22 protein-coding genes and 1 riboswitch are annotated in these 25,077 nt (G+C 64.5%); of the genes, 10 read left to right on the top strand and 12 right to left on the bottom strand.

Features of this window, described 5'->3' with window-relative positions; translation table 11 throughout:
• Nucleotides 1-3: 3 nt before the first annotated feature.
• Nucleotides 4-237: a DUF6894 family protein gene (locus tag ABIG06_RS37240; protein WP_124163179.1), complete on the bottom strand. Its 234-nt coding sequence runs from the start codon at nt 235-237 to the stop codon at nt 4-6.
• Nucleotides 238-619: 382 nt separating this feature from the next.
• Here ABIG06_RS37240 and ABIG06_RS37235 point away from each other — a divergent pair, with 382 nt between their 5' ends.
• Nucleotides 620-877 (top strand): DUF2798 domain-containing protein, encoded by a 258-nt coding sequence (locus tag ABIG06_RS37235; RefSeq protein WP_124163180.1) that lies wholly within the window; start codon nt 620-622, stop codon nt 875-877.
• 531 nt (nt 878-1,408) lie between these two features.
• Here the strand turns inward: ABIG06_RS37235 and ABIG06_RS37230 are convergent.
• From ABIG06_RS37230 to ABIG06_RS37220, 3 genes are all read right to left on the bottom strand, one after another.
• Nucleotides 1,409-1,579: a hypothetical protein gene (locus ABIG06_RS37230; protein ID WP_424578562.1), complete on the bottom strand. Its 171-nt coding sequence runs from the start codon at nt 1,577-1,579 to the stop codon at nt 1,409-1,411.
• 609 nt (nt 1,580-2,188) lie between these two features.
• A complete protein-coding gene (locus tag ABIG06_RS37225; protein WP_124163182.1) occupies nt 2,189-2,389 on the bottom strand; it encodes a hypothetical protein in 201 nt (66 codons plus the stop codon).
• Nucleotides 2,390-2,641: 252 nt separating this feature from the next.
• Entirely contained in the window at nt 2,642-2,980 is a 339-nt protein-coding gene (locus ABIG06_RS37220; RefSeq protein WP_124163183.1) for a hypothetical protein, read from the bottom strand.
• A gap of 1,057 nt (nt 2,981-4,037) precedes the next feature.
• On the opposite strand from ABIG06_RS37220, the gene recA reads away from it, so the two are divergent.
• Together recA and ABIG06_RS37210 are read left to right on the top strand one after the other, a co-directional pair.
• Nucleotides 4,038-5,126: a recombinase RecA gene (recA, locus tag ABIG06_RS37215; protein WP_124163184.1), complete on the top strand. Its 1,089-nt coding sequence runs from the start codon at nt 4,038-4,040 to the stop codon at nt 5,124-5,126.
• A 100-nt stretch (nt 5,127-5,226) separates the two neighbouring features.
• Nucleotides 5,227-6,222 carry a hypothetical protein gene (locus ABIG06_RS37210; RefSeq protein ID WP_370140535.1) on the top strand — a complete coding sequence of 332 codons (996 nt, stop codon included), beginning with the start codon at nt 5,227-5,229 and terminating at the stop codon, nt 6,220-6,222.
• A 133-nt stretch (nt 6,223-6,355) separates the two neighbouring features.
• Here ABIG06_RS37210 and gcvP read toward each other — a convergent pair whose 3' ends face one another.
• The 3 genes from gcvP to gcvT are packed head-to-tail and all read right to left on the bottom strand — an operon-like array spanning nt 6,356 to nt 10,768.
• Nucleotides 6,356-9,223: an aminomethyl-transferring glycine dehydrogenase gene (gene gcvP / locus ABIG06_RS37205; protein WP_424578561.1), complete on the bottom strand. Its 2,868-nt coding sequence runs from the start codon at nt 9,221-9,223 to the stop codon at nt 6,356-6,358.
• 17 nt (nt 9,224-9,240) lie between these two features.
• Nucleotides 9,241-9,609, bottom strand: coding sequence for a glycine cleavage system protein GcvH (gene gcvH, locus ABIG06_RS37200; RefSeq protein ID WP_124163186.1), 369 nt, complete (start codon nt 9,607-9,609; stop codon nt 9,241-9,243).
• A 10-nt stretch (nt 9,610-9,619) separates the two neighbouring features.
• Nucleotides 9,620-10,768, bottom strand: a complete 1,149-nt coding sequence (gcvT, locus tag ABIG06_RS37195; RefSeq protein WP_124163187.1) for a glycine cleavage system aminomethyltransferase GcvT — start codon at nt 10,766-10,768, stop codon at nt 9,620-9,622.
• Between the two features lie 145 nt (nt 10,769-10,913).
• Nucleotides 10,914-11,002: riboswitch (glycine riboswitch) on the bottom strand.
• A 223-nt stretch (nt 11,003-11,225) separates the two neighbouring features.
• Between gcvT and alaS the strand changes: the two genes are divergently transcribed.
• The gene (gene alaS, locus ABIG06_RS37190; protein ID WP_370140534.1) at nt 11,226-13,904 is read left to right on the top strand and encodes an alanine--tRNA ligase; all 2,679 of its coding nucleotides are present in this window, start codon (nt 11,226-11,228) and stop codon (nt 13,902-13,904) included.
• Nucleotides 13,905-13,909: 5 nt separating this feature from the next.
• Nucleotides 13,910-15,136, top strand: a complete 1,227-nt coding sequence (locus tag ABIG06_RS37185; protein ID WP_370140533.1) for a cyclic nucleotide-gated ion channel — start codon at nt 13,910-13,912, stop codon at nt 15,134-15,136.
• Nucleotides 15,137-15,140: 4 nt separating this feature from the next.
• On the opposite strand, the gene ABIG06_RS37180 is transcribed toward ABIG06_RS37185, so the two are convergent.
• A complete protein-coding gene (locus ABIG06_RS37180; protein WP_124163190.1) occupies nt 15,141-15,644 on the bottom strand; it encodes a DUF3455 domain-containing protein in 504 nt (167 codons plus the stop codon).
• 101 nt (nt 15,645-15,745) lie between these two features.
• Nucleotides 15,746-16,960: an NADP-dependent isocitrate dehydrogenase gene (locus ABIG06_RS37175; protein WP_124163191.1), complete on the bottom strand. Its 1,215-nt coding sequence runs from the start codon at nt 16,958-16,960 to the stop codon at nt 15,746-15,748.
• Between the two features lie 336 nt (nt 16,961-17,296).
• Between ABIG06_RS37175 and ABIG06_RS37170 the strand changes: the two genes are divergently transcribed.
• Nucleotides 17,297-18,505: a TrmJ/YjtD family RNA methyltransferase gene (locus ABIG06_RS37170; protein ID WP_370140532.1), complete on the top strand. Its 1,209-nt coding sequence runs from the start codon at nt 17,297-17,299 to the stop codon at nt 18,503-18,505.
• A 186-nt stretch (nt 18,506-18,691) separates the two neighbouring features.
• A complete protein-coding gene (locus ABIG06_RS37165; RefSeq protein ID WP_245454635.1) occupies nt 18,692-19,135 on the top strand; it encodes a DoxX family protein in 444 nt (147 codons plus the stop codon).
• Nucleotides 19,136-19,141: 6 nt separating this feature from the next.
• Here ABIG06_RS37165 and ABIG06_RS37160 read toward each other — a convergent pair whose 3' ends face one another.
• Both ABIG06_RS37160 and ABIG06_RS37155 read right to left on the bottom strand, forming a co-directional pair.
• Nucleotides 19,142-19,291 carry a hypothetical protein gene (locus tag ABIG06_RS37160; protein WP_197488810.1) on the bottom strand — a complete coding sequence of 50 codons (150 nt, stop codon included), beginning with the start codon at nt 19,289-19,291 and terminating at the stop codon, nt 19,142-19,144.
• A 286-nt stretch (nt 19,292-19,577) separates the two neighbouring features.
• Nucleotides 19,578-20,231, bottom strand: coding sequence for a TetR/AcrR family transcriptional regulator (locus tag ABIG06_RS37155; RefSeq protein WP_124163194.1), 654 nt, complete (start codon nt 20,229-20,231; stop codon nt 19,578-19,580).
• A 247-nt stretch (nt 20,232-20,478) separates the two neighbouring features.
• On the opposite strand from ABIG06_RS37155, the gene ABIG06_RS37150 reads away from it, so the two are divergent.
• The 3 genes from ABIG06_RS37150 to ABIG06_RS37140 are packed head-to-tail and all read left to right on the top strand — an operon-like array spanning nt 20,479 to nt 23,120.
• The gene (locus ABIG06_RS37150; protein WP_028178841.1) at nt 20,479-21,021 is read left to right on the top strand and encodes an OsmC family protein; all 543 of its coding nucleotides are present in this window, start codon (nt 20,479-20,481) and stop codon (nt 21,019-21,021) included.
• Nucleotides 21,022-21,056: 35 nt separating this feature from the next.
• Nucleotides 21,057-22,193, top strand: coding sequence for an acyl-CoA dehydrogenase family protein (locus tag ABIG06_RS37145; protein WP_424578560.1), 1,137 nt, complete (start codon nt 21,057-21,059; stop codon nt 22,191-22,193).
• Between the two features lie 48 nt (nt 22,194-22,241).
• The gene (locus tag ABIG06_RS37140; protein ID WP_124163196.1) at nt 22,242-23,120 is read left to right on the top strand and encodes a sulfurtransferase; all 879 of its coding nucleotides are present in this window, start codon (nt 22,242-22,244) and stop codon (nt 23,118-23,120) included.
• 10 nt (nt 23,121-23,130) lie between these two features.
• Here ABIG06_RS37140 and ABIG06_RS37135 read toward each other — a convergent pair whose 3' ends face one another.
• Nucleotides 23,131-25,056, bottom strand: coding sequence for a sigma 54-interacting transcriptional regulator (locus ABIG06_RS37135; RefSeq protein WP_370140531.1), 1,926 nt, complete (start codon nt 25,054-25,056; stop codon nt 23,131-23,133).
• Nucleotides 25,057-25,077: the final 21 nt, after the last annotated feature.

Raw genomic sequence — 25,077 nt, 5'->3', positions numbered from 1 at the left:
TTGCTAGTCGAGGGTTTCGGCAACGATGCGGATCCGGAACACCGGCTCCTTGTCCTCGTCGAGCAGCTCCATGTGCCATTCGGAATTTTCCTGGAGCTTGCGGGCAATGCCGGCGGTCATGGCGGCGCAGACGCTGGTCATCTCCTTCCACGCTGCGTCGCGATCGGCAAATTCCGTCGCCTGGTCGGCGCAGCCGGAATAGCGGCCGTTGCGGATTCGAAAGAAATAGAGCGGCATGGCAGGGGACCGATCGCGCGCATTGGTGCCTCGTCTCCCAAGGCCCTGGGCGCGCCCGCAGTCCAATCCCAAACCACCGTCAGATCAATCCCGGGCGGCTACGGACTAAGCACCGCGGGACTGTTGGCGCGCGGCCGGTTCAGGCCGAGTTTCGCGTTCGTTTTCGGCGCACGATCGATGCGCGGCTGCCGGTCCGCGAAAGGCCGCTCGAACTCCGTGGTTCTCCGACCATGAACAGAGTTCCTGGCGCTCCGTCCAGGTTGCATCCGGTCAACGGGTCAAGGCGTGGATGCACGGCGGTTCCTGCCAACGCTGCCAGATCCCGGCCAAGTGACGGCATGTGCCTTGCTTGCCTGACGAGGCAGGCAACCATGGACGTAACATGCTCGGCATTCCCCGCCGCTATTCCCATTTCGTCTTCGGCATCATCCAGTCCGGACTGACCTCGCTGGTCGCAACGGGAATTGCCAGCTTGCCCGCAGGCGGCCCGATGATGTTCGTTCGGCACTGGATGGTGTCGTGGCTGATCGCCTGGGGCGCGATGCTGCCTGTCGTGCTGCTGGCGGCGCCCGCGATCCGCGCCTTCTCGCTGCGCCTGACTCGGGAGGAGAGCGACCCGCGAGTCGGCCGGCGGGCTTGAAGCTCGCGCTCGAACGGCCGCAGACTGACCGCGCACCCGTCCCAATTTCGACATCCGTTCGCGCCACTGCGGACACACCCGTCGGCAAGATTTTATCCGTTCGGCGCGGCCATGGGGGAAACGTGGCTCGCCGACAACGGGGTGGTATCATGGATAATGTAGAGCGGTCGTTCGCCGCCGCGACGGCGGCTGGCTTCGTAGTGCTGGTGATTGGCCTGGTGCTGCTGGCGCTGCTGTAGAGGGGTTGCGTGCGGGAACGGCGACAGTGCCCCATCCGGAGGATGGCACCTGGCACGCCTCGACATTCAAAAAGTCGAAAACAACCCCATGCACAGTAGGTCGCTTCAGAATTTCGTCTATCGGTCAACAAGTTATGAGTAGTATTTAGATACCTTGCGACTGCGCAGGGCCATGCAGCCCGGCACGCGATGCCGGATCGAGATCGACAGGCGATCGCTCCAAGGCCGGGGGACCGGCGCCCGCTGCCGCATCGAGAGCGGCCTTGGCCGACGCCGAAGCTGGTCCTGGGGCCTAGTGGATTTTGATCTCGTTGAGAGGCAGGCGGAGCTCGGCGGCGCGCTCTTCACGGTCTTTCTTGCGGAACTCGTTTTCCTTGCGCTCGAACTTCACCATCTCCTTCTGCGCTGCCTCCAGCAGCGGGTTGCGTCTGATCGCATGGTGCTGCGTGTCGTTTTCCGTCATGACTGAGGTCCCCAGAGTTGCGGTCCCATCCCCACAGAAGGCCGGAGACCCCGAAAAGGTTCGGTGCCGCAGGATTACGGAAACATGACGGCGAACCGGACACGCGCCCTTGATGCGGGTCAAGCCTTGCTCTCGAAGAGCAACACGGCGCATGGCCGCTATTTCGGTGGTTGAAGCCGGGCGGATTTGACCCAGTCGTGAGATCCATCAACGGATCCGCGCCTGTTCAGTTTTCCCGCGCAAGCAAAATGGGCGAATCGAGATCGACTCTGCTTTAGCGCGGATGCGGATAACCCACGGTCGAGTCGCAGATGAGGGCAATCGTTTAATCCGTGCTGGTCTGATCAGGACAGTCGCAAAGCCCATTTGACATGGCCGATTCACAAATGTGCTAGCGGGACCCTTCACAACCGGGAAAACTTGGCAATCCGGGGAGGAAACGACATTTCATTTCGAATAATTTGCAACCCGGGAAAGAGGGCCGCTTACAACAGCGGCCCTCACTCGTTTGAATCGGCCATATCCCCGATTGTGATGGAGTTCGGGAGAGCAAGGCCGCCCGGACACGCGCCTTGCTTCTCTCTCCAAGAGCAACACGGCGTATGCCCGCTATTTCGGTGGTTGAAGCCCGGGCGATTTGACCCAGTCGTGCAGATGATTGGCGACGTCGGCCTGGCGAGCCTTCTTGAGGAGGGCGTCTCGCTCGGGACCGGGCGGAAGCCTGGAGGCCTGCTCCTGAACCTGCTTCACCCATGCGGAAAGCCGGTCTTGAAGGGTCAGCTGTTGCTTGAAACGCCGCCGCTTGAACATGGCGCTCTTATTTCCATGCGAGGAGGGCGGGAGCGCAGGTCGGCGTTCGCATCACCGATGGTGGCCAAGGTCCGTACTGTGATGATCCATTAGGATGCATAAACGGATCCGCGTCTGTTCAATTGTGTGCACAGCGGGACTTGGGAAGCCGAAATGAACCTCAGAACTCCGTCCATGCAGCTCCACCCCCGCTACACTTGGATTACATTTGGGCGCCGCCACGAATAGCTCGCCAACGGAGCCAGGCTGCTCTCAAAGGGGATGTTCATTCACGGTGCGGCGCATCTGGTGACAGAAGCTTTCGACGAACTGGGCAAGCGTTTCGAAATTGACGAGCAGCCTTTCGGCGTGCACCCAATCGTCCGAACCAGGAGCGAATGAATCCATCAATCGCCTTTGCCGGTCCGCGCGCGCACGGCACGTCGCAGCCCTGCTTTCAACGAACTCGAGTTGAGCACAATCGCGGCCAAGCTTGTCTTCTTCCTCGATCAACAGCTTTGTGATCGTTGACCGCGCGTGTGTCGAGATGTCCGGGACCTTCAACAGGTCCAGGTAGTGGTCGATATTTGCACGGGCGATGAATCTCTCCATGAAGCCACTCCCTTGCCGCACTTGCGAGGCTCCATGCTGCTACGCTATTGCCAAGTTGGCGAGTCGATTCTGGAACCTGGTGCCTCCGTACGATCCCGGTCGATCCAGGACACGGCCAAGATGAAGTTGACTGGGCTGGTCGTTGCACGTCGGTTTTTCAAGGACGCCAGCATCTGCGGGCCGCTCCCAATTCGACATGGGCAGCCTATGGCACCGCCGCCGTGCCGCGCGACCGGAACGAACATAAATCGACGTTCGCCCGATTTTCGGCACGCAGCATGAAGCTGATTTCTGAAAGAGGCCGCTGACGCAGGGGCCTCCCTTTCTTCAGACGCTGAAAATGAGCGTGTATGCGAGGACTGTTGAAAGGACGCCCAAGGCAACAGTGGTGATTTTAAAAACGAGGACCGCGGTCAAGCTGCACCCTCCCATGATTCAAATCAGTTGAATCCTACGCCTAAAGCGTGCTCGGGAAAAGTGCGCAGCATTTGTCCGAAAAGATCATGCTCAAACAACAACCGAAAAGCGCGATGACGATTCCTCCTCGTCTCATCGCGCTTGAGCGATCAGGTGTGCCAGCAACTGCAGATTGGGAATTATGGAGGCTTCCGCCTGCCGGTACGGCCATCGTGCTTGTAGAGGAGCACCCCGGATTGCCGGGCTTGGCGACGCACCGAACTCACCCGCCGTCCCAGGAGCCTCGCTGCGTCCGCCGCGCTGATCCGATCCCGGGCCAAACGGGACAGGAGCGCCAGCTCCTCGGCGGTCCAGTCGGACGCTACTTGTGGTTCTCTCTCGCCATCCATGCAGCGTGAAGGGTACATAACAAATGTTAACGCAATCGTTAACGGGCGCTAACCATGTTGCGCTGAGCGACGGAAGAGGTGGTCCGCCTGCCGAATTTGGATGTGGCTGAACAGGACCAGGGTGCCGAGGGCAAATCCGCAAAAGAACATATTGCGAACATAGAACAGATAGGGTACATTGCTTTTATCGCCGAGCTGCCTCGCAACCGTTTGTCCCTCACGCGAATCCTCGCCATAAGGAGCAAGACCCAATGTCCGCAACTGCCCTGCGTATCGTCGAAGGATCTTCCATGGACAAGAGTAAAGCTCTGGCCGCCGCGCTCTCCCAGATCGAGCGCCAGTTCGGTAAGGGCTCGGTGATGAAGCTGGGCAAGAACGACCGGTCCATGGACATCGAGGCGGTGTCCTCCGGCTCGCTCGGGCTCGATATCGCGCTCGGCATCGGCGGCCTGCCCAAGGGGCGTATCGTCGAGATCTACGGGCCGGAATCGTCGGGCAAGACCACGCTGGCGCTGCATACGGTGGCGGAAGCGCAGAAGAAGGGCGGCATCTGCGCCTTCATCGACGCCGAGCATGCGCTCGACCCGGTCTATGCCCGCAAGCTGGGCGTCAATATCGACGAGCTCCTGATCTCGCAGCCCGACACCGGCGAGCAGGCGCTGGAGATCTGCGACACGCTGGTGCGTTCAGGCGCGGTCGACGTTCTGGTGGTCGATTCGGTCGCAGCGCTGGTGCCGAAGGCCGAGCTCGAAGGCGAGATGGGCGATGCGCTGCCGGGCTTGCAGGCCCGCCTGATGAGCCAGGCGCTGCGCAAGCTGACGGCCTCCATCAACAAGTCCAACACCATGGTGATCTTCATCAACCAGATCCGCATGAAGATCGGTGTGATGTACGGCTCGCCGGAAACGACCACCGGCGGCAATGCGCTGAAATTCTACGCCTCCGTCCGTCTCGACATCCGCCGCATCGGCGCGATCAAGGAGCGCGACGAGGTGGTCGGCAACACCACGCGCGTCAAGGTGGTGAAGAACAAGCTGGCGCCGCCCTTCAAGCAGGTCGAGTTCGACATCATGTACGGCGAGGGCGTCTCCAAGATGGGCGAGATCCTCGATCTCGGCGTCAAGGCCGGCATCGTCGAAAAGTCCGGCGCCTGGTTCTCCTATGACAGCCAGCGTCTCGGCCAGGGCCGCGAGAACTCGAAGGCATTCCTGAAGGCCAACCCTGATATCACCGCCAAGATCGAGACCTCGATCCGCCAGAACTCCGGCCTGATCGCCGAGCAGATTCTCGCCGGCACGCCCGAGCGCGACGCCGACGGCGAGGAGCCGGCGGACGAGTAAGACTTAACGCGGAAAATTTTTCGCGAGGAGCGGGCACTGAGGACGTTGAGTTGCCGACGTCTTCGGTGCCCGTTTCGTGTTGCGTGAGGGCGCGTCGACGATGAAGCGCGTGATTCTGACTAGTTCGTCCGGCGTTGGTCTCACCTATGCCGGTCGTGCTGACATGGTCGTCCCGTTGATCTTTCGGTTCGTTTGGGGGCCGTTGCCTACGTCGCACCATCTCGAGGACTATCTTACGGGAGGCTATTACAGGGGCGATCCGGAGGTGCGGTGGTCCGATCTTGTTGGCCGGTTGCCTCAGACCGGTCTCGCGCACAAGGAGACTGGCCTGGTTCGGTTTTGCGAGACCTATGGCGTCGAGTTCATCGAGCTGTGGTTCGACCCTGAGCCTAACAGTCAATTGCAATTGATCTGGATCCTGGACTATTTGCGGTCCCATCCATCGATCACCCATTGTCTTAGACTGCGACGGGTCAATTTCGATCTGCGCGAAGCGGACGGCCCGCAACTTCGCGATCGTACGGTGCGGGAATCGGAGATCGCAGAGTGCGACTTCGAGATAGCCAACATGGCCTGGGAGGCGTATCGGGCGCCGACACCTGAACTTTGCTTCGGGCTACTGACAACGGATTTAAGCAGGCTCCCTTTCCTGAAGCCGGTTCTGGAAGCGTTGCTAGCTGAACTGCCGTCACCAATCACCGGATTGGGCGCGACGGAGGCGCGGCTTATCGAGCTGATTGCAAGGGGGCACAACCGTACAAAAGAACTGTTTCAGCCGGGCGGGCTGCTCGAAACGCGCGTGTTCGACCAGTGGGAGCTGGGTCCGTTGCTCGAAGGGCTTGCGTCGGGCCCGATGCCGGCGGTCGCAGGTCTCGATCCGAAACTCGCGACGCTCGCCCCGCACGATGCGCGAGGTCGCAACGCCGCCTATCGTCGGAGCCGGTTGTCGCTGACCGAATTTGGCAAAGCGGTTCTGGAAGGCCGCGAAGCTTTCCGTCGCCACAATCCGATTCGACGTTGGTGGGGCGGCACGCTGCTCACCAATGAACGGTTGTGGCGGTGGGATCGCGAAAGCCGGCTGTTGATTGCGCCCTAGCGGCGCATTCGGTGTTGTAGGGTGGGCAAAGGCGCACTTGCGCCGTGCCCACCATCTTCCAACTTCGCGAGAGGTGGTGGGCACGCTTGCGCTTTGCCCACCCTACGAGGCTACGAGACGTCCCGTCGCGTCTTTACTCCGCGGCTTCTGCGTAATCGCTGACCGGCGGGCAGGAGCACACCAGGTTGCGGTCGCCGTAGACGTTGTCGACGCGGCCCACGGGGCACCAATATTTGTCGGTGCGCGAGACGCCGTCAGGGAAGCAACCCTCGCTGCGGGTGTAGGCGCGATTCCAATTGTCATCGGCGATATCATGGACGGTGTGCGGGGCGTGGCGCAAGGGCGAAGCCTCGATCTTGAAGCGGCCGGCCTCGACCTCGGCGATCTCCTTCCGGATCGCGATCATGGCATCGCAGAAGCGGTCCAGCTCCGCCTTCGATTCGGATTCGGTCGGCTCGATCATCAGCGTGCCCGGCACCGGGAAGCTCATGGTCGGGGCGTGGAAGCCGTAATCGATCAGGCGCTTGGCGATGTCGTCGACGGTGACGCCGGAGGTGGTCTTCAGCGGCCTGGGATCGACGATGCACTCGTGCGCGACGCGGCCCCTGGCGTTCTTGTAGAGCACCGGGAAGTGCGCATCGAGCCTTGCTGCGATGTAATTGGCGTTGAGGATCGCGATCTCGGTCGCGCGCTTCAGGCCTTCGCCGCCCATCATCAGGATGTAGATGTAGGAGATGGTCAGGATCGAGGCCGAGCCGAACGGCGCGGCCGAGACCGGGCCGACCGGAGCGTCGCCTTGTGTTGCCGGACGACCCGGCAGGAACGGGGCGAGATGCGCCTTGACGCCGATCGGGCCCATGCCGGGGCCGCCGCCGCCATGCGGAATGCAGAAGGTCTTGTGCAGGTTGAGATGGCTGACATCGGCGCCGTAATCGCCGGGGCGCGAGAGGCCGACCTGGGCGTTGAGGTTGGCGCCGTCGAGATAGACCTGGCCGCCATGGCCGTGCACGATGTCGCAGATCTCGCGGATGTGCTCCTCGAACACGCCGTGGGTCGAGGGATAGGTGATCATGACCGCGGCGAGATTGTTGGAGTGCTTCTCCGCCTTGGCGCGGAGATCACCAACGTCGACGTCACCGTTCTTCTCGCAAGACACAACCACGACGTCCATGCCGACCATCGCGGCCGAAGCCGGATTGGTGCCGTGCGCGGAGGAGGGGATCAGGCAGATCTTGCGATGGCTCTCTCCGCGCGCGGCATGATAGCCGCGGATCGCGAGCAGCCCGGCATATTCGCCTTGCGCGCCCGAATTCGGCTGCAGCGAGATCGCGTCATAGCCGGTGATGTCGCACAGCCATTTTTCCAGCCGCGCAAACAGCGCGTGATAGCCGCTCGCCTGCTCGCGCGGCACGAACGGATGCAGCGAGGCGAATTCCGGCCAGGTCAGCGGCATCATCTCGGTGGTCGCGTTCAGCTTCATGGTGCAGGATCCCAGCGGGATCATGGCGCGGTCGAGCGCGAGGTCGCGATCGCTGAGCTTGCGCATGTAGCGCAGCATCTCCGTCTCCGAGCGATGCGCATGGAAGACGGGATGGGTCAGGAAAGCGGTGGTCCGCTTCAAGGCGTCCGGCAGCGCCTCGCGCGTCTCGGCGTCGATCTCGGCATAGGCGAGCGTGCCGCCGAAGGCACGCCAGACCGCTTCCACCGTCGCGGGCGTGGTGGTCTCGTCGAGCGCGATCCGCAGGGCGCTGTCACTGACGCCGAGATTGATCTTTTCGCTCGCCGCGCGCGCGACGATCTCGGCGCGCTTGCCGCCGGCATCGACGCTGAGCGTGTCGAAGAAGTTCTCGCTGTCAGGCGCAAAGCCGAGCTTGCGCAAGCCGGTTGCGAGCACGGCGGCGCGGCGATGCACATTGCGCGCGATCTGTGCCAGGCCTTCGGGGCCGTGATAGACCGCATACATCGATGCGATCACGGCGAGCAGCACCTGCGCGGTGCAGATGTTGGAGGTCGCCTTCTCGCGGCGGATGTGCTGCTCGCGGGTCTGCAGCGCGAGGCGGTAGGCAGGCATGCCGCGGGAATCGACGGAGAGGCCGACGATGCGGCCGGGCAGCGAGCGCTTGAGCGCATCGCGCACGGCCATATAGGCCGCGTGCGGCCCGCCATAGCCCATCGGCACGCCGAAGCGCTGCGCCGAGCCGATCGCGATGTCGGCGCCCAACTCGCCGGGCGAGGCGAGCAGCGTCAGCGCCAGCAGGTCGGCGGCAACGATCGCAAGCGCGTCCTTGGCCTTCAGCGCCGCGATGGCGGGCCTGAGGTCGCGCAGCGCGCCGGATGAACCGGGATATTGCAGCAGCGCGCCGAGCACGTCTGATTTGTCGAGATCGGCGAGGGGATCGCCGACGATCAGGGTCCAGCCGAGCGGCTCGGCGCGGGTCCGCATCACGGCCAGCGTCTGCGGATGCACGTCCTTGTCGACGAAGAAAGCCTTCGCCTTCACCTGCGAGTGCCGCTCCGCGAGCGCCATGGCTTCGGCGGCGGCGGTGGCTTCGTCGAGCAGCGAGGCGTTGGCGATGTCGAGCCCGGTGAGGTCGCAGATCATGGTCTGGAAATTGAACAGCGCCTCCAGCCGGCCCTGGCTGATCTCAGGCTGGTAGGGCGTATAGGCGGTGTACCAGGCCGGGTTCTCCAGAATGTTGCGCTGGATCACCGCAGGCAGAATGGTGCCGGAATAGCCCTGGCCGATAAGCGAGGTGAAGACCCGGTTCTGACGCGCAAGCTCGGTCATGTGCGCGATCGCCTCGGTCTCGCTGAGCGGCTTGCCGAGGTCGAGCGGGGCGGCCTGCCGGATCGAAGCCGGCAGCGTCTCCGCCATCAGCGCCTCCACGCTCTTGGCGCCGACGGCCTCCAACATTGCGATGACATCGCGCGCCGAGGGTCCGATGTGGCGGCGGACGAAACTGGCGGCGGTCTCGCCGCTGGATTTACGGTGCGCGGTCATCGTTTGCTCCATCGTCGTTAAGCCGTATGCGCCGTGTAGGCGGCTTCATCCATGAGGCCGCCGAGTTCGCTCTTGTCGGCGATCTTGATCTTGAAGAACCAGGCCTTGCCTTGCGCATCCGAGTTCACCAGCGCCGGCTCGGCGGCAAGCGTCTCGTTGGCCTCGATCACTTCGCCCGAGATTGGCGCGTAGACGTCGGAGGCGGCCTTCACGGATTCCACGACGGCGGCGGCTTCGGCCTTCTTCAAGCTCCGGCCGACCTTGGGCAATTCGACGAACACGACGTCGCCGAGCTGCTGCTGGGCGTAGTCGGTGATGCCGACCGTGGCGGTATCGCCGTCGATCGCGAGCCATTCGTGGTCGGAGGTGTACAGCGTCGTGGTCATTGTCTTGTCCTCAGCGTTTGTAGGTGTTTTTGACGAAGGGCATGGCGGCGACCTGCACGGCTAAGCGCTGGCCGCGCACCTCGGCGAAGAGTTTCGTGCCGAGCGCGCTCAGGTTCGTGGGCACATAGCCCATCGCGACCGGCGCGTTCAGGCTCGGGCCGAAACCGCCCGAGGTGACCTTGCCGATCGGCTCGCCGCCGGCCTGATCGGCAAACAGCAGCGCGCCCTCGCGCACCGGCGCGCGGCCCAGGGCGAGCAGGCCGACACGGCGGCGGGATGCGCCGTTGTCGAAATGCGCAAGGATCTTCCCGGCGCCGGGAAAGCCGCCGGCGCGCATCCCGCCGCTGCGGCGGCTCTTCTGTACCGACCATTCCAGCGCGGCCTCGACCGGCGTGGTCGCGGTGTCGATGTCGTGGCCGTACAGGCAAAGCCCGGCTTCCAGCCGCAGGCTGTCGCGGGCGCCCAGGCCGATCGGCAGCACGTCCGGGTTTTCGATCAGCATCCTGGTCAGGCGCTCGGCCTCCGCAGCGGGAACGGAGATCTCGAACCCGTCCTCGCCGGTGTAGCCGGAGCGCGAGACGAAGCATTTGATGCCGGCGACCTCATGCGGGCCGGCATCCATGAATGTCATCGACGGCGCCTCTGCACACAATTTCGCCAGCGCCGCTTCCGCCTTCGGGCCCTGCAGCGCGATCAGCGCGCGGTCGGCCAGGGAATCGATGACGCAGTCGTCCGCGAGGTGCGCGCGCAGATGCGCCTCGTCCGCGTCCTTGCAGGCGGCGTTGACGACCAGGAACAGGTGATCGCCGAAATTGGCGACCATGAGATCATCGAGGATCCCGCCGTCTGCATTGGTGAACTGGGCGTAGCGCTGCCGGCCCGGTGCGATCGACACGATGTCCTGCGGCACCAGCCGTTCCAGCGCGCGGGCGGCGTCCTCGATCCTGCCCGACTTCGGGCGAAGCGCGAGCTGCCCCATATGGGAGACGTCGAACAGGCCGGCCGCGGCTCGCGTATGGAGGTGCTCCTTCAGCACGCCCGTAGGGTACTGCACGGGCATGTCGTAGCCTGCGAACGGCACCATCTTGCCGCCGAGGGACACATGCAGGGCGTGGAGGGGCGTCTGTCGAAGAGAGTTCTGGTCGTCGGGTAGTGGCATCAAGGGGCCCTCGGCGGTTCCCCGGGGACGATTCCCCGGGCCAACCAGTCGAAGCCCCATCTGTCGCTGTGCCTGAGAGTATTATCCCGTCGGCGGGTGCCACCCGGGTCGTTAGGCCCGTCGGCGCCTCTTTCCAGATGCTGTCAAAGCCACGCGGTCCTTTTGCCTGAGAGTTTCCGGGGCGGTTGCTCCTTCGGCGCCGGCACCAGTGCCGGTCTCTCCCGACGTGGCCGTACGATACAGATAAGTAAAGACCACAGGCCAGCCAAGCCTGTCAACGCGGCGGTTTCGCCTTTTCAACCGGGATTGCGCGCCCGCGGCAACCCTCTGATCTCCTTGCACAGTTTCTGGACACTGAAGCAGGCCTTGTCTAAAAGCGCTCTGGCCCGCAGATATCAGCCCTAACCTCTGGTTTGGATGGCAGGAAGCGGGTCCAAGCACACCCGATTGGATGAACATGAGCGGCGTCAACGAGATCAGGTCGACCTTTCTGAACTTCTTTGCCGAGAACGGCCACGAGATCGTGCCGTCCTCGCCATTGGTGCCGCGCAACGACCCCACGTTGATGTTCACCAATGCCGGCATGGTGCAGTTCAAGAACGTCTTTACCGGCGTCGAGAAGCGGCCCTATCAGCGCGCCACCACGTCGCAGAAATGCGTCCGCGCCGGCGGCAAGCACAACGACCTCGACAATGTCGGCTACACCGCGCGCCATCTCACCTTCTTCGAGATGCTCGGCAACTTCTCGTTCGGCGACTATTTCAAGGAGCGCGCGATCGAGCTTGCCTGGAAGCTGATCACCGGCGAATTCGGACTGAAGAAGGACAAGCTGCTCGTCACGGTCTATTACACCGACGACGAGGCGGCGGGCCTGTGGAAGAAGATCGCGGGCTTCTCCGACGACCGCATCATCCGTATCCCGACCTCGGACAATTTCTGGGCGATGGGCGACACCGGCCCGTGCGGTCCGTGCTCGGAGATCTTCATCGATCGCGGCGAGCATATCTGGGGCGGGCCTCCGGGCTCGCCGGAGGAGGACGGCGACCGCTTCCTCGAATTCTGGAATCTCGTGTTCATGCAGTTCGAGCAGGTGACGAAGGAGGAGCGCCAGCCGCTGCCGCGTCCCTCGATCGACACCGGCATGGGCCTGGAGCGCATGGCCTGCATCCTCCAGGGCGTCGAGAGCGTGTTCGAGACCGACCTGTTCAAGAACCTGATCGATGCGACGGCGTCCGCGCTCGGCACCGGGCCGAACGAGCAGACCGTGGCCTCGTTCCGCGTCATCGCCGACCACTTACGCTCCTCCGCATTCCTCGTTTCCGATGGCGTGCTGCCCTCGAACGAGGGTCGCGGCTACGTGCTGCGCCGGATCATGCGCCGCGCCATGCGCCATGCGCAGCTGCTTGGCGCCAAGGAGCCGCTGATGCATCGGCTGGTCTGGGCGCTGGTCCGCGAGATGGGCCAGGCCTATCCCGACCTGATGCGCGCGGAGAATCTGATCGAGGAAACGCTGCGGCTGGAAGAGACCCGCTTCCGCAAGACGCTGTCGCGGGGACTTGCCATCCTCGACGAGAAGAGCGCGGGCCTGAAGAAGGGCGACATGTTCGACGGCGACGTCGCCTTCACGCTCTACGACACCTACGGCTTCCCGCTCGATCTGACGCAGGACGCGCTGAAGTCGCGCGGCATCGGCGTCGACCAGGCGGCGTTCACCGACGCGATGGAGCGCCAGAAAGTGAAGGCGCGCGAGTCCTGGAAGGGGTCGGGCGAGGCGGCTTCCGAGGCGATCTGGTTCCCGCTGCGCGAGAAGCTGGGTGCGACCGAATTCCTGGGCTACGAGACCGAGAGCGCCGAAGGCGTGGTGTCCGCGCTGGTGAAGGACGGCCACGAAGTCGCCAGCCTCAAGGCCGGCGAGACGGGCGCGATCGTGCTGAACCAGACGCCGTTCTATGCGGAGTCCGGCGGCCAGGTCGGCGACACCGGCGTGCTCTCGGGTGAGGGCGGCATCAAGTTCCGCGTCAGCGACACGCAGAAGAAGCTCGGCGATCTCTTCGTCCATGTCGGCACGCTGGAGAGCGGCGAAATCAAGCTCGGCACCGCGCTGCAGCTCGAGGTGGATCACGCGCGGCGCTCCTCGATCCGCGCCCATCACTCCGCGACGCATCTCATCCACGAGGCGTTGCGCCAGGTGCTCGGCGACCACATCGCCCAGCGCGGCTCGATGGTCGCGCCCGACCGCCTGCGCTTCGACTTCGTGCATCCGAAGCCGATCACGGCGGACGAGCTCGCTCGCATCGAGGACATCGCCAACGACGTGGTGCTGGAGAACGACGAGGTCACCACCCGCATTATGGGCGTGGACGAGGCCCGCGAGGCCGGGGCGCGCGCGCTGTTCGGCGAGAAATACGGCGACGAGGTCCGCGTCGTCTCGATGGGCAGGACCGCGCGCGAGCGCGGCGCCAACGCGCTCGGCTGGTCGGTCGAGCTCTGCGGCGGCACCCATGTGAAGCGCACCGGCGACATCGGCCTGATCACGTTGACGGGCGAAAGCGCGGTCGCATCCGGCGTGCGCCGCATCGAGGCGCTGACCGGCAATTACGCGCGCAAGCACGCCAACGAGACCATGGCGCTGGCGAAGACCGCGGCGAACGAGCTGCGCACCTCGCTCGACGACGTGCCGGCGCGGATCGTCGCGCTGATGGAGGATCGCAAGAAGCTCGAGCGCGAGCTCTCCGACGCCCGCAAGAAGCTCGCGATGGGCGGCGGCGCCTCCGCCGGCAACGGCGCCGCGGCCGGCGTGCGCGAGGTCGGTGACGTCAAGCTGATGGCGCGTGCCGTGGAAGGCATCGAGATGAAGGATCTCAAGAGCCTCGCCGACGATGGCAAGAAGCAGATCGGCTCGGGCGTCGTCGCCATCGTCGGCGTCACCGAGGACGGCAAGGCCGGCGTCGTCGTCGGCGTCACGCAGGACCTCACCGCGCGCTTCAATGCCGTGAACCTCGTCCGCATCGCCTCCGAGGCGCTCGGCGGCAAGGGCGGCGGCGGCCGGCCCGACATGGCCCAGGCCGGCGGCCCGGATGGCGCCAGGGCGGCGGCTGCGCTGTCGGCGATCGAAAAAGCGATGGCAGGCGCGTAAGCCCGGTGCGCCCCGTTCCGCGAGGACGTGGGCTTCGCGATCCCGAATTTCGGGATCGCCTCTACGATTTGCTGGAGCACGATCCGCTGGCCTATTCGGTCGGGTCGCGCTTCATCCAGCTGATCATCGGGGTCATCGTGCTCAATGTGGCCGCGATGATCCTCGCCTCGGTGCCGGAGCTCGATGCGCAGTTCGGCACGCTGTTCGCAGCCATCACCGTCCTCTCCGTGATCGTGTTTGCGATGGAATATGCGGCGCGGCTGTGGACGGTGGCGGGGCACACCCAGCGCAAGGGCTCCGCACTGGCCGACCGGGTCGGCTACGCCTTCTCCGCGCTCGGCATCATCGATCTCATGGCGTTCCTGCCCGCGGCAATCGTGCTCGCCACCGGCAGGCATGCGACACTGGCCGCGCTCGGCGTGCTGCCGTTCTTCAAGCTGATCCGCTATTCGCCGGCGATGCGCTCGCTGCTCGCCGCCGTGCATGCCGAGCGGAGGGCGCTGATCGGCTGCATCGTCATCCTGATCGGCGCGGTGCTGACCTTCGCCTCGCTGCTCTACGCGATCGAGCGCGAGGTGCAGCCGGACAAGCTCGGCACCATTCCCCAGGCGATGTGGTGGGCCATCGTCACGCTCGGCACCGTCGGCTATGGCGACGTCGTGCCGGTGACGCCGCTCGGCAAGTTCGTCTCCACCTTTGCCATCATTGCCGGCTTCGCCATGATCGCGCTGCCGGTCGCGATCATCTCGACCGCATTCGCGGAAGAGGTGAAGCGACGCGATTTCGTCGTCACCTGGGGCATGCTGGCGCGGGTGCCGCTGTTCTCGCATCTAGCGGCCGCGGAGATCGCCGACATCATGCGACTGCTCAGGGCGCGCACCATCGAGCAGGGCGAGATCCTGGTGCGGCGGGGCGATGTCGCCTCGTCGATGTATTTCATCGCCGGCGGCGAGGTGGAGATCGCGCTGCCAAGCCAGCATGTGCGGCTTGCCGACGGCACCTTCTTCGGCGAGATCGCGCTGCTGCACAAAACAAAACGCAGCGGCACGGTGACGGCCACCCGCAAGACCCGGCTGCTCGTGCTCGACGCCCAGGACTTCCACGCTTTGATCGCGCGCATGCCGACGCTCGCCGAGCACGTCCATACCACGGCCAAGGCCAGGCTCGCCGACACCGGCGACCTTGCGCTCGCCGAGCTTGCGCAGGCGGAGAAGAACGACGCCGACCGCTGAGCGGTCAGCCTTTCTTCAGGAAAACATAATCCGCCGAGTAGGGCGCGCTTTTGAACTCGCCGGCCTTCTCGCATGCACCGTCGAGGTTGCCACCATGGGTGTTGATGCGCTGGACGGTGGTCACGGGCGTCAGGACGCCGCTGCCGCGGCGGGAGGCGACCTCCAGCTTCAGCCAGGGGATGTCGGCGGCGGTAGCGCCTGGTGCGCTGCCGATGGCCTTGCCGACGACGGCGCTGCCGTCGGCGAGCTCCCAGTTCGGCCCGGCGTAATGCCGGCCGATGGTCTTGCCGTCGGCGAGCAGAGTGGCGATCGGCTCGCGGAAGGCCCAGGCGAGCTTGCCGTCGGCGGCGGCCTTGCACTCATAGACCTGCGCGCCCTCGGCGTGGAGGCCGAGAACGACGGTCTCGCCGGGCGCCGCGATGGCGTCGGGGAGAGGATCGGCGGCTCTGGCTTGTCCGGCCATGGCGGCCAGCAATAGCAGGCTGGGGACGGCAGGCTTGATCGCCATGGTCGCATCTCCGCGCGAGGGCCACAAAAGTAAAAAGGGCCACGCTTTGGCGCGGCCCTTCATGATGTCTGGCCCAGTCGGGCTAAATTGCGGATGGCCGCTTACGCCGCCAGCGCCTTGGTCAGGTTTTCCGCGACCTTGTCGAGGAAGCCGGTGGTCGAGAGCCAGCGCTGGTCGGCGCCGACCAGCAGCGCGAGGTCCTTGGTCATGTAGCCGGCCTCGACGGTGTCGACGCAGACCTTCTCCAGCGTGCTCGCGAACTTGGCGAGCTCGGCATTGTTGTCGAGCTTGGCGCGGTGGGCGAGGCCACGCGTCCAGGCGAAGATCGAGGCGATCGAGTTGGTCGAGGTCTCCTTGCCCTTCTGGTGCTCGCGGTAGTGGCGGGTCACCGTGCCGTGGGCGGCTTCGGCTTCCACGGTCTTGCCGTCGGGCGTGAGCAGCACCGAGGTCATCAGGCCGAGCGAGCCGTAGCCCTGCGCGACGGTGTCGGACTGCACGTCGCCGTCGTAGTTCTTGCAGGCCCAGACATAGCCGCCGGACCATTTCAGCGCCGAGGCGACCATGTCGTCGATCAGGCGGTGCTCGTAGGTCAGGCCCTTGGCGTCGAAGTCCTTCTTGAACTCCTTGTCGAAGATCTCCTGGAAGATGTCCTTGAAGCGGCCGTCATAGACCTTGAGGATCGTGTTCTTGGTCGACAGGTACACCGGGTAGTTACGGAGCAGACCGTAATTGAACGATGCGCGGGCGAAGTCGATGATGGAATCGTCGAGATTGTACATCTCCATGGCGACGCCGGCGCCGGGCGCCTTGAACACTTCCTTCTCGATCACGGTGCCGTCCTCGCCGACGAACTTCAGCGAGAGGGTGCCCTTGCCCGGGAACTTGATGTCGGTGGCGCGGTACTGGTCGCCATAGGCGTGACGTCCGATGATGATCGGCTTGGTCCAGCCGGGAACCAGGCGCGGCACGTTCTTGCAGATGATCGGCTCGCGGAAGATCACGCCGCCGAGGATGTTGCGGATGGTGCCGTTCGGCGACTTCCACATCTGCTTGAGGTTGAACTCCTTCACCCGGGCTTCATCCGGGGTGATGGTGGCGCACTTCACGCCGACGCCGACCTTCTTGATCGCCTCGGCGGCGTCGATGGTGACCTGATCGTTGGTGTGGTCGCGGTATTCCATCCCCAGGTCGAAATAGAGCAGCTCGACATCCAGGAACGGGTTGATCAGTTTGTCCTTGATGTACTGCCAGATGATCCGGGTCATCTCGTCGCCATCGAGCTCGACGACGGGATTGGATACCTTGATTTTTGCCATGATCGGGGAAGCCTCTTGGGAACGGCGCTTTTTGGCGCGCCACGGGAATATCCGCCGCCTCTTAGCACCGCCGCGCGGCGGGCGAAAGCCAAGGGATTATGCACTTTTAGCTCATCCAGCTTCCGCAGATGGGGAGCGGACAGCAGGGCCGCAGCCGGGCCGGGGCTCGCGTTCCCAGCGAGATTCAAAAGTCGAATCCAACCCGTTATTTCCCTTGAGAATTTCGTCAGGACAGGCAAACGACAGGCGGGCGGGGCCGGCCGGACGGCGCGGCTTGAATCGATTCCTGAGAGCGCCTGGCCAAGGCCTTGAGAGACAGTGTGAAAGCGAAGCGAGATGTCGGGGACTGACAAGAGCAAGGCGGGTCTATCCCTCGACGGTCCCATCGTCATCCTGGTCGAGCCGCAGCTCGGCGAGAACATCGGCATGGCCGCGCGCGCCATGGGCAATTTCGCCCTGAGCCGCCTGCGCATCGTCAACCCCAGGGACGGCTGGCCCAACATCGCCGCCCAGCGCGCCGCGGCCGGCGCCGACCATATTCTGGAACAGGTCGAATTGTTCGACACGGTGGAGCAGGCGGTCGCCGACCTCGACCTCCTGTTCGCCACCACGGCGCGCCCCCACGACCAGGCCAAGCCGGTGGTCGGGCCGGAAGCCGCAGCCGGCGAGATCGCCGGGCACGTCGCGACCGGCGGCAGGTGCGGCATCCTCTTTGGCCGGGAGCGCTGGGGCCTGACCAACGAGGAGGTCGGCCTCGCCAACCGCATCATCACCTTCCCCGTCAATCCGGGCTTCGCCTCGCTCAACCTCGCCCAGGCCGTGCTGCTGGTCGGCTACGAATGGTTCAAGCGGGCGACGTCGGGCGAGCTGCCGCACGCCATGCCGGAGCGCTCCGAGCGCGCCTCGCAGCACCAGATGCAGGCCTTCTTCGACAATCTCGTGCGCGAGCTCGACAGGGTCGAATTCCTGCGCCCGGCCGAGAAGCGCGACACCATGCTGGTGAACCTGCGCAACATCTTCACCCGCATGGAGCCGACCAAGCAGGACATGCACACCCTGCACGGCGTGATCATGGCGATTGCCGAAGGACGCAAAGGGCCGGCCAAGGGCGGCGTGCTCGACGGCGAGCAGGCGACGCGCCTGCGCGTGCTCTTGGCCGAGCACGGGCAGGGCGGCGGCGTCACCGACAGCGGCTCGACCGTGCGCGGCCTTGCCCGCCTGCTCCGCCGCAACCCGACCGACGCCGAGCGCCTGCTGTGGCAGGCGCTGACCCGTGACCGCCGCTTCGCCGGCCAGTTCAAGCGCCAGACCCCTGTGGGGCGGCACATCCCGGATTTCGTCTCGTTCCCGCACCGGATCGCGATCGAGCTGGTCAACCCGGGCGAGGGCGAGGCGATTGCGGCCGACCGCGCGTCACGGCGGACGTGGCTGGAGGCGCGGGACTATCGGGTGCTGGAGATCCGCGCGGCCGATGCGGAGCGCGATCTCGAGGCGGAGCTGGTGCGGCTGCAGGGGATGATGGCGGAAGGATCGAGCGCTCCGTAGCAGCAGGCTCAAGGAGCGCCGTACTCCACCAAGTCCCAGGAATATGCGTCAACTCCGCTGACGCTCGTGAGCGGCAGCTCGGCCTGCGCGCGGTCTGAGCGCTTCGTGCGATCCGCCAATCATGCTAGGCTGGCTCTCGCCGTGGAGGTGTTCAGCCGGTCGTGGACAGCAGGGGGGATTCTTTCAGTGAAATCCCGTTTTGAGTTACGCGCGCTCGACGAGTTCGCCACAAGGAGAGCGGGCGTGCTGATCTTGATCGGCCGCATTCTGCTTGCGTGGGTATTCGTCGGAAGCGCGTACGGAGCGCTATCCAATTTCGGCGGCTCGGTCGGCTATTTCAGGTCGCTGAACCTTCCAGCACCTGAGCTGTTCACCATCACGAACATAGCAGTCGAGGTCCTCATATCCCTTGGTCTGATACTCGGTCTCGGCACGCGCTACTGCGCAGTTCTGATGTTCATGTTCGTGCTGGCGGCGACAGTGATCGCGCACCGCTACTGGGAATATCCAGCCGGCGCGCAGCAGATTGGTCAATACAACCATTTCCTCAAGAACGTCTCGATCATGGGAGGCGCGATGTTGATCTTCGTCACCGGGCCAGGCCGTTTCAGCTTGGACCGGACAACGTAGACGGCATCACTTCACGTGAGGCTTGAATGCGTCCTCGATCGCTCGACGGATGCTCCTTGCGAGCGGCTTCAAGGCATCGCCCAGGAACGCGAAGAGAAGCATCAGCCACGTCGCAAGCGCGGCACACCACAGCATGACTTCCAGTATCTCGGGCATGGCGCCCTCTCGAAAAATACGATCTCTGAAATATGGCCAGTGTCGCCCAAAGGAACCGACGCGGCAAGTCGTCCTCTAAGTGGCAGAGCGCCGGAACACTCGCAATATGCTCTCGGAGCACCTTACTGGTGGCGCGCACCTCAATGGAAGAAGACCGCGTCGGCCACGACGCGTGTGCGCGTTGGAGAGCCGGTAAGCCTCGCTTGACCCACTGGAAAGCGGACATCCTCATTCGCGTGACCGCTGAAAGGACGGGATCGGTTACGTTTCACCAACCGCCAGGGACTCAGACCGCCTCGAGCTGCTCCGCCGCGCGCTTCTTCTTCGCCTTGGACTGACCGAGCAGGGGGCCTGCCGTGAGCGCCGCCGTATCGGCCACGCCCGGGTCGCGCGAGATCATCGCCGCGACGATGGCGCCGTCGATGAGGAGGCCGAGCTGGTGGGCCAGCACCGCAGGCTCGGTGGAGCCGAGCTCGCCGGCGAGCTTCTCGATGTGGCCGAGCACGATCTTCTTGTGCTTGAGCGCGATGTTGCGAAACTGCTTGGCGTCCTTGTCGTGCTCGCCGACCGCATTGATGAAGGGGCAGCCGTAGAAGCGCTCCTCGGCAAACCAGCTCTTCAGCGCGGGAAAGATGCGCGTGAGCTTCGCCTGCGCATCGCCGCCGCCTTGCTCCATGGCGCCGATGAACCATTCGCGCCATTGCTTGCCCTCGCTTTCCAGCACGGCATTGACGAGATTGGTCTTGGAGCCGAACAATTTATACAGCGTGGTCTTTGCGGTGCCGGCTTCCTCGATGATCGCATCGATGCCGGTCGCGTTGATGCCGTTCTTGCAGAACAGATGCGTCGCGGCACTGAGCAGGCGCCCACGCGCAGATTCGTCGTCGCCTGCGCCGGCGCGGGGCGAGTTCGCGTTCTTCTTCGATGACGTCTTTGCCATAGGCTGCAACTTAATCGCAGCTGCATCGCATCAGCAAGCCGCATCTGTCCAGCGCTGAAAAGATTCGCATCCGCCCATGCATCTGCTCCGGCTTTGAGCAGGAGGGGTCTGATCAATCGACAGGCAGCGACGCTTAAGCGGCTCCAATGCTTCGCATTTCGCTTTTGGCTGCTTCTGGCACGCTCCATGCAAGGAAACAGACCGTTCGGTATCCTACCGATTTCCACTTCTGCCAGGGAGAAGACTGATGACTGCCGTCGTTCAGAAGACAGTGCTGACGGGGTGCCTCGCGCCCATCGACAAGAATGGGCTCGAGCAGCTGATCGCCAACGGCAAGGCGAATCCGAAGGTCATCAAGACCTTGAAGTGCAAGACGGTCGCGGAAGGAAAATTCCGTCACGCCAACTACATCCGCAATCTGCCGCCCTACATCGTCGACGAGCCGCCGGGGCTGCTGGGCGACGACACCGCACCCAATCCGTCCGAAGCCTCGCTCGCCGCGCTCGGCTCCTGCCTTGCGGTCGGCCTGCACGCCAATGCCGTGCACCGCGGCTGGATCGTCAACAAGCTCGAGCTGGAGCTCGAAGGCGATCTCAACATCACCGCGGTCTGGGGCACCGGCGACACTTCCGACAAGCCGGTCGGATTCACCGATGTCCGCGTCAAGGTCGACATGGAATGCGAGGGCGTCTCGCAGGACGAGATCAATGCGCTGGTTGCCCATGTGAAGAAATGGTCGCCGGTCGCCAACACCTTCACCCGGCCGGTCAATCTCGAGGTCGGCATCTAGCAGACGGCAATCAGGACAGGGTGCGGGAGACGATCATGGGTTCACTGGCTTTATCACGGGCCGAAGTTCTGGATCAGCCCGCACCGTCCATTGCGGGCGAGGTGGCGCGGATCGCGCGCGAGCAGCTCGCGCCGCTCGCCGCCGGCATCGACGACGGTACGGTCTATCCGGCCGAGGTGCTGCGCAAGTTCGGTGCAGTCGGGGCGTGGGGCAGTCACGTGCCTCACGAAGGGCCTGCCGATCTGCGCTGCGCCATCCAGGCGATGGCCGCGATCGGGGAAGTCTGCGGGGCCACGGCCTTCATGGCCTGGTGCCAGGACACCCTGGTCTGGTACGCGGCGAACTCGACGAACCTGAAGCTCGCCAAACGCTTCGGCGATGCCTTCTCGACGGGGCGCGTGCTCGGCGGCACCGGGCTCTCCAACCCCATGAAGAGCTTCTTCGGCATCGAGAAATTGAAGCTGAAGGGACGCAAGGTCGAGGGCGGCTATATCGTGCGCGGCGCGCTGCCCTGGGTCTCCAATCTCGGTCCCGACCATTATTTCGGCACCATCTTCGAGCGAGAAGACGAGCCGGGCACTGCAAGTGGAGAGCCCGCCACCGTGATGTTCCTGGCCGACTGCTCGGACCCGGCGATCACGCTGACGCCGTGCAAGCCGTTCCTCGCCATGGACGGCACCGGCACCTATGGCGTGCAGTTCCGCGATGTCTTCGTGCCGGACGAGCTGATCCTGGCCGATCCCGCCGGGCCCTTCGTCAAGAAGATCCGCGCCGGCTTCATCCTGCTCCAGGCCGGCATGGCGCTCGGCCTCATCAAGGATTGCATCAACATCATGGACGAGGTCGATAGCCCCCTCGGCCATATCAATAACCGCTATCTGCCGCAGCAGCCGGTGCATTTCCGCGATCTCGCCGCCGAGCTCGAGGCCGAGACCATGGCGCTGGCGCGCGATCCCTACAACGAGGAGGAAACCTACTGGCGCAAGGTGATCGCGCTGCGGCTTCGCGCCGGCGAGGCCAGCGTCGCGGCGGCGCATGCGGCGATGCTGCATTGTGGCGCGCGCGGCTACCTGAAGAGCCACCGCGCGCAGCGGCGCATGCGCGAGGCCTACTTCGTCGCGATCGTCACGCCGGCCACCAAGCAGCTGCGCAAGATGCTCGCCGAGACCTGAGTTCTACGAGTCCACCTGAAGACCCCCAACCTCAACGGAGAGGCTGCCATGACTGACGTTCTGATCACTGCCGTCGAACTCGCCGATCTCTTGAAGACTGAGCCGTGTGTCGTCATCGACACCCGCAATCCCGACGCCTACGCCGCCGGCCATCTGCCCAATGCCGTCAACGTGCACGAGATTTTCACGTTCCTGGCGACCTCCACGCCCGAGGGCATGGCCGAGCTGAAGACCAAGTTCGCCGATGCGTTCGGCGGCGCCGGCCTTTCGGGCAAGGAGACGGCGGTGATCTACGAACAGTCGATGAACTCGGGCTTCGGCCAGTCCTGCCGCGGCTATTACCTGCTCACCATGCTCGGCTATCCCAAGGTGAAGGTGCTGCATGGCGGCTTCGATGCCTGGGCGGCCGCGGGCTTCCCGGTGACCAAGGACGTGCCGACACCGGCAAAGGCTTCGTTCGCGATCGTGCCTGAAGCGGGCGAGATCCTGATCGACGCCAAGACCATGCTGGGCGCCGTCGGCAAGCCCGGCATCGCCATCCTCGACGTGCGCGACGTCGACGAGTGGATCGGCGACAGCTCGTCTCCCTATGGGAAGGATTTCTGCCCGCGCAAGGGCCGCATCCCCGGCGCGGTGTGGCTGGAATGGTACCGCATGATGAAGCCGACGGCCGAGGGCCCGCGCTTCAAGTCCAAGGACGAGATCCTGGCGGAATGCGCCACCGTCGGCATCTCGCAGACCACGCCGGTCTACCTCTACTGCTTCAAGGGCGCGCGCGCCTCGAACACGTTCCTGGCGCTGAAGAATGCCGGCGTGAAGGACGTGCGGATGTATTTCGGCTCCTGGAACGAATGGTCGCGCGATCCGTCGCTGCCGATCGAGCAGGGATTGCCGATGGCAGCTGACGTGACGACCAAGGCGGCGTGAGTGCCAGCGATCACACGGCCCGCGGACGAGGCGCAATCCCAAGCGCCTTGATCCGCGAGGCCAGCGTGGTCGGCTTGATATCGAGCATTTCGGCCGCGCCGCCGGGGCCAAAGACTTTTCCCGAGCAGGCCTCGAGTGCGGCGAGAATGTTGGCGCGCTCGTGGTCGCGCATCTCAGATGAGGTCATGACCACGGGGCGCGCATCGGCCTTCGGGCGTGCGGCGCCGGTCAGAACCTGCGCGCCGGAGCCGTCAGGCAGATCGATGCGCAGACGGCCGTTCTGGGACAGGATGGCAGCGCGCTCGATCACATTCTGCAATTCGCGAACATTGCCGGGCCAGTCGTAGCGGGTCAGTCGCCGGGCATCGCCCTCGGACAGACGCAGGTTCGACTTCAGCGCCTTGCCCTCGCGCGTCAGGAAGTGCTGGGCGAGCAACGGAATGTCCTCGCGCCGTTCGCGCAAGGGGACGGTCTCGATCGGGAACACGTTGAGGCGGAAATAGAGGTCCTCGCGGAAGCGGCCGCGCTGGACTTCCTGCTTGAGGTCGCGATTGGTCGCGGCGATGACACGGACGTCGACCGCGCGCGTGCGTGCCTCGCCCACGCGCTCGAAATGGCCTTCCTGCAACACGCGCAGCAGCTTGCCCTGGAGCTCGATCGGGATTTCGCCGACCTCGTCGAGAAACAGCGTGCCGCCGTCGGCCAATTCGAAGCGGCCGATGCGGTCCCGCATTGCGCCGGTGAAGGCGCCGCGGACATGGCCGAAGAACTCGCTCTCGAACAATTCGCGCGGGATCGCGGCGCAGTTGACACGGATCAGCGGCCGGTCGCTGCGGGTCGAGTCCTCGTGGATGGCACGCGCGATCAGCTCCTTGCCGGTGCCGGATTCGCCGGTGATCATCACCGCAGCCGTGGTCGGCGCCACCAGCTTGACCTGGCGCAGCGTCTTCTGAATTGCCTCGCTTCCGCCGATGATGCCGCGCGGATTGGTCTCGATGCGGATCTCCTCCTGCAGGTAGGCGTTTTCCAGTTCGAGGCGCTCGCGCAGACGGTCGACCTCGGCAAGCGCGGCGTGCAGCTTCTCGTCGGCCTCTCGGCGCTGGCTGACGTCGCGAAACACGACGACGGCGCCGACCACGACGCCGCGGTCGCGGATCGGCGTGGAGGTGTATTCGACCCAGGCCGGCGAGCCGTCCTTGCGCCAGAACACCTCGCCATCGACCTGATGCACGGCGCCGTCACGGAATGCGGCATAGATCGGGCAGTCGTGATCGGGGTAGTGGCGGCCGTCGTAGTGGGTGTGGTGCACGATCGGGTGGATCTCCTTGCCGACCAGCTCTTCGGCGGTCCAGCCGAGCATCCGCTCCGCCGCGGGATTCACGAAGGTGGTCTTTCCTTCCGCATTCACGCCATAGATGCCTTCGCCGGCGGCGCGCAAGATCAGTTGATTCTCGCGCTCGATGTCCTGAAAGACGCGTTCGACCCGCTGCCAGGTCGAGATGCCGCTGCGCATGTGATCTTCGGCGGCGGCATCGACATTTCGCCGGCGGCGCGCGTCGAGATCGGTCAGTGTGAGCAGCAGCAGCGTGCGGCCGTCATGCGGCAGCACGCAGCCTGCATATTCGAGCTGGAGATCTTGCCCCGTTGCGTGGCGGGGAGTCAGCGCCGTGGTCCAGTAGGCGCCCTTGTGCAGCACGGCCTGGGTGAAGACGGTGAGGGCCGGAAGCTCGCCGGCGTGGAGCGTGCTGGGCCTCGTCTGCCGCAGCAGCGCGCGGTCATAGCCGAGAAGGGCGCAGGCGGCCGGATTGGCATCGACGATCTGGTCGCTGAAGGGATCGACCAGCAGTGTCGCCTCGACCGAGGATTCGAACGCTGCGACGCGCGGATCGATCGGGGGAGCCACATCATCGTGGACAGGCATTGGCGCCGTTGCCATTACGAAATCTCGTCATTGAGT

Source organism: Bradyrhizobium sp. USDA 326 (genome assembly GCF_049739485.1).
Lineage (GTDB): Bacteria > Pseudomonadota > Alphaproteobacteria > Rhizobiales > Xanthobacteraceae > Bradyrhizobium.
The sequence above is the reverse complement of the archived record's forward strand: the minus strand, read 5'-3'. Positions and strand labels throughout refer to the sequence as shown.

Coding starts and splice junctions, on each gene's coding strand:
- gcvP (WP_424578561.1), bottom strand. CDS start 9,223: ATGACCGCGCACCGTAAATCCAGCGGCGAGACCGCCGCCAGTTTCGTC.
- gcvT (WP_124163187.1), bottom strand. CDS start 10,768: ATGCCACTACCCGACGACCAGAACTCTCTTCGACAGACGCCCCTCCAC.
- ABIG06_RS37150 (WP_028178841.1), top strand. CDS start 20,479: ATGACTGCCGTCGTTCAGAAGACAGTGCTGACGGGGTGCCTCGCGCCC.
- ABIG06_RS37210 (WP_370140535.1), top strand. CDS start 5,227: ATGAAGCGCGTGATTCTGACTAGTTCGTCCGGCGTTGGTCTCACCTAT.
- ABIG06_RS37135 (WP_370140531.1), bottom strand. CDS start 25,056: ATGGCAACGGCGCCAATGCCTGTCCACGATGATGTGGCTCCCCCGATC.
- ABIG06_RS37220 (WP_124163183.1), bottom strand. CDS start 2,980: ATGGAGAGATTCATCGCCCGTGCAAATATCGACCACTACCTGGACCTG.
- ABIG06_RS37175 (WP_124163191.1), bottom strand. CDS start 16,960: ATGGCAAAAATCAAGGTATCCAATCCCGTCGTCGAGCTCGATGGCGAC.
- ABIG06_RS37160 (WP_197488810.1), bottom strand. CDS start 19,291: ATGCCCGAGATACTGGAAGTCATGCTGTGGTGTGCCGCGCTTGCGACG.
- ABIG06_RS37170 (WP_370140532.1), top strand. CDS start 17,297: ATGTCGGGGACTGACAAGAGCAAGGCGGGTCTATCCCTCGACGGTCCC.
- ABIG06_RS37240 (WP_124163179.1), bottom strand. CDS start 237: ATGCCGCTCTATTTCTTTCGAATCCGCAACGGCCGCTATTCCGGCTGC.
- ABIG06_RS37140 (WP_124163196.1), top strand. CDS start 22,242: ATGACTGACGTTCTGATCACTGCCGTCGAACTCGCCGATCTCTTGAAG.
- ABIG06_RS37180 (WP_124163190.1), bottom strand. CDS start 15,644: ATGGCGATCAAGCCTGCCGTCCCCAGCCTGCTATTGCTGGCCGCCATG.
- alaS (WP_370140534.1), top strand. CDS start 11,226: ATGAGCGGCGTCAACGAGATCAGGTCGACCTTTCTGAACTTCTTTGCC.
- ABIG06_RS37230 (WP_424578562.1), bottom strand. CDS start 1,579: ATGACGGAAAACGACACGCAGCACCATGCGATCAGACGCAACCCGCTG.
- ABIG06_RS37155 (WP_124163194.1), bottom strand. CDS start 20,231: ATGGCAAAGACGTCATCGAAGAAGAACGCGAACTCGCCCCGCGCCGGC.
- ABIG06_RS37225 (WP_124163182.1), bottom strand. CDS start 2,389: ATGTTCAAGCGGCGGCGTTTCAAGCAACAGCTGACCCTTCAAGACCGG.
- ABIG06_RS37145 (WP_424578560.1), top strand. CDS start 21,057: ATGGGTTCACTGGCTTTATCACGGGCCGAAGTTCTGGATCAGCCCGCA.
- gcvH (WP_124163186.1), bottom strand. CDS start 9,609: ATGACCACGACGCTGTACACCTCCGACCACGAATGGCTCGCGATCGAC.
- ABIG06_RS37235 (WP_124163180.1), top strand. CDS start 620: ATGCTCGGCATTCCCCGCCGCTATTCCCATTTCGTCTTCGGCATCATC.
- recA (WP_124163184.1), top strand. CDS start 4,038: ATGTCCGCAACTGCCCTGCGTATCGTCGAAGGATCTTCCATGGACAAG.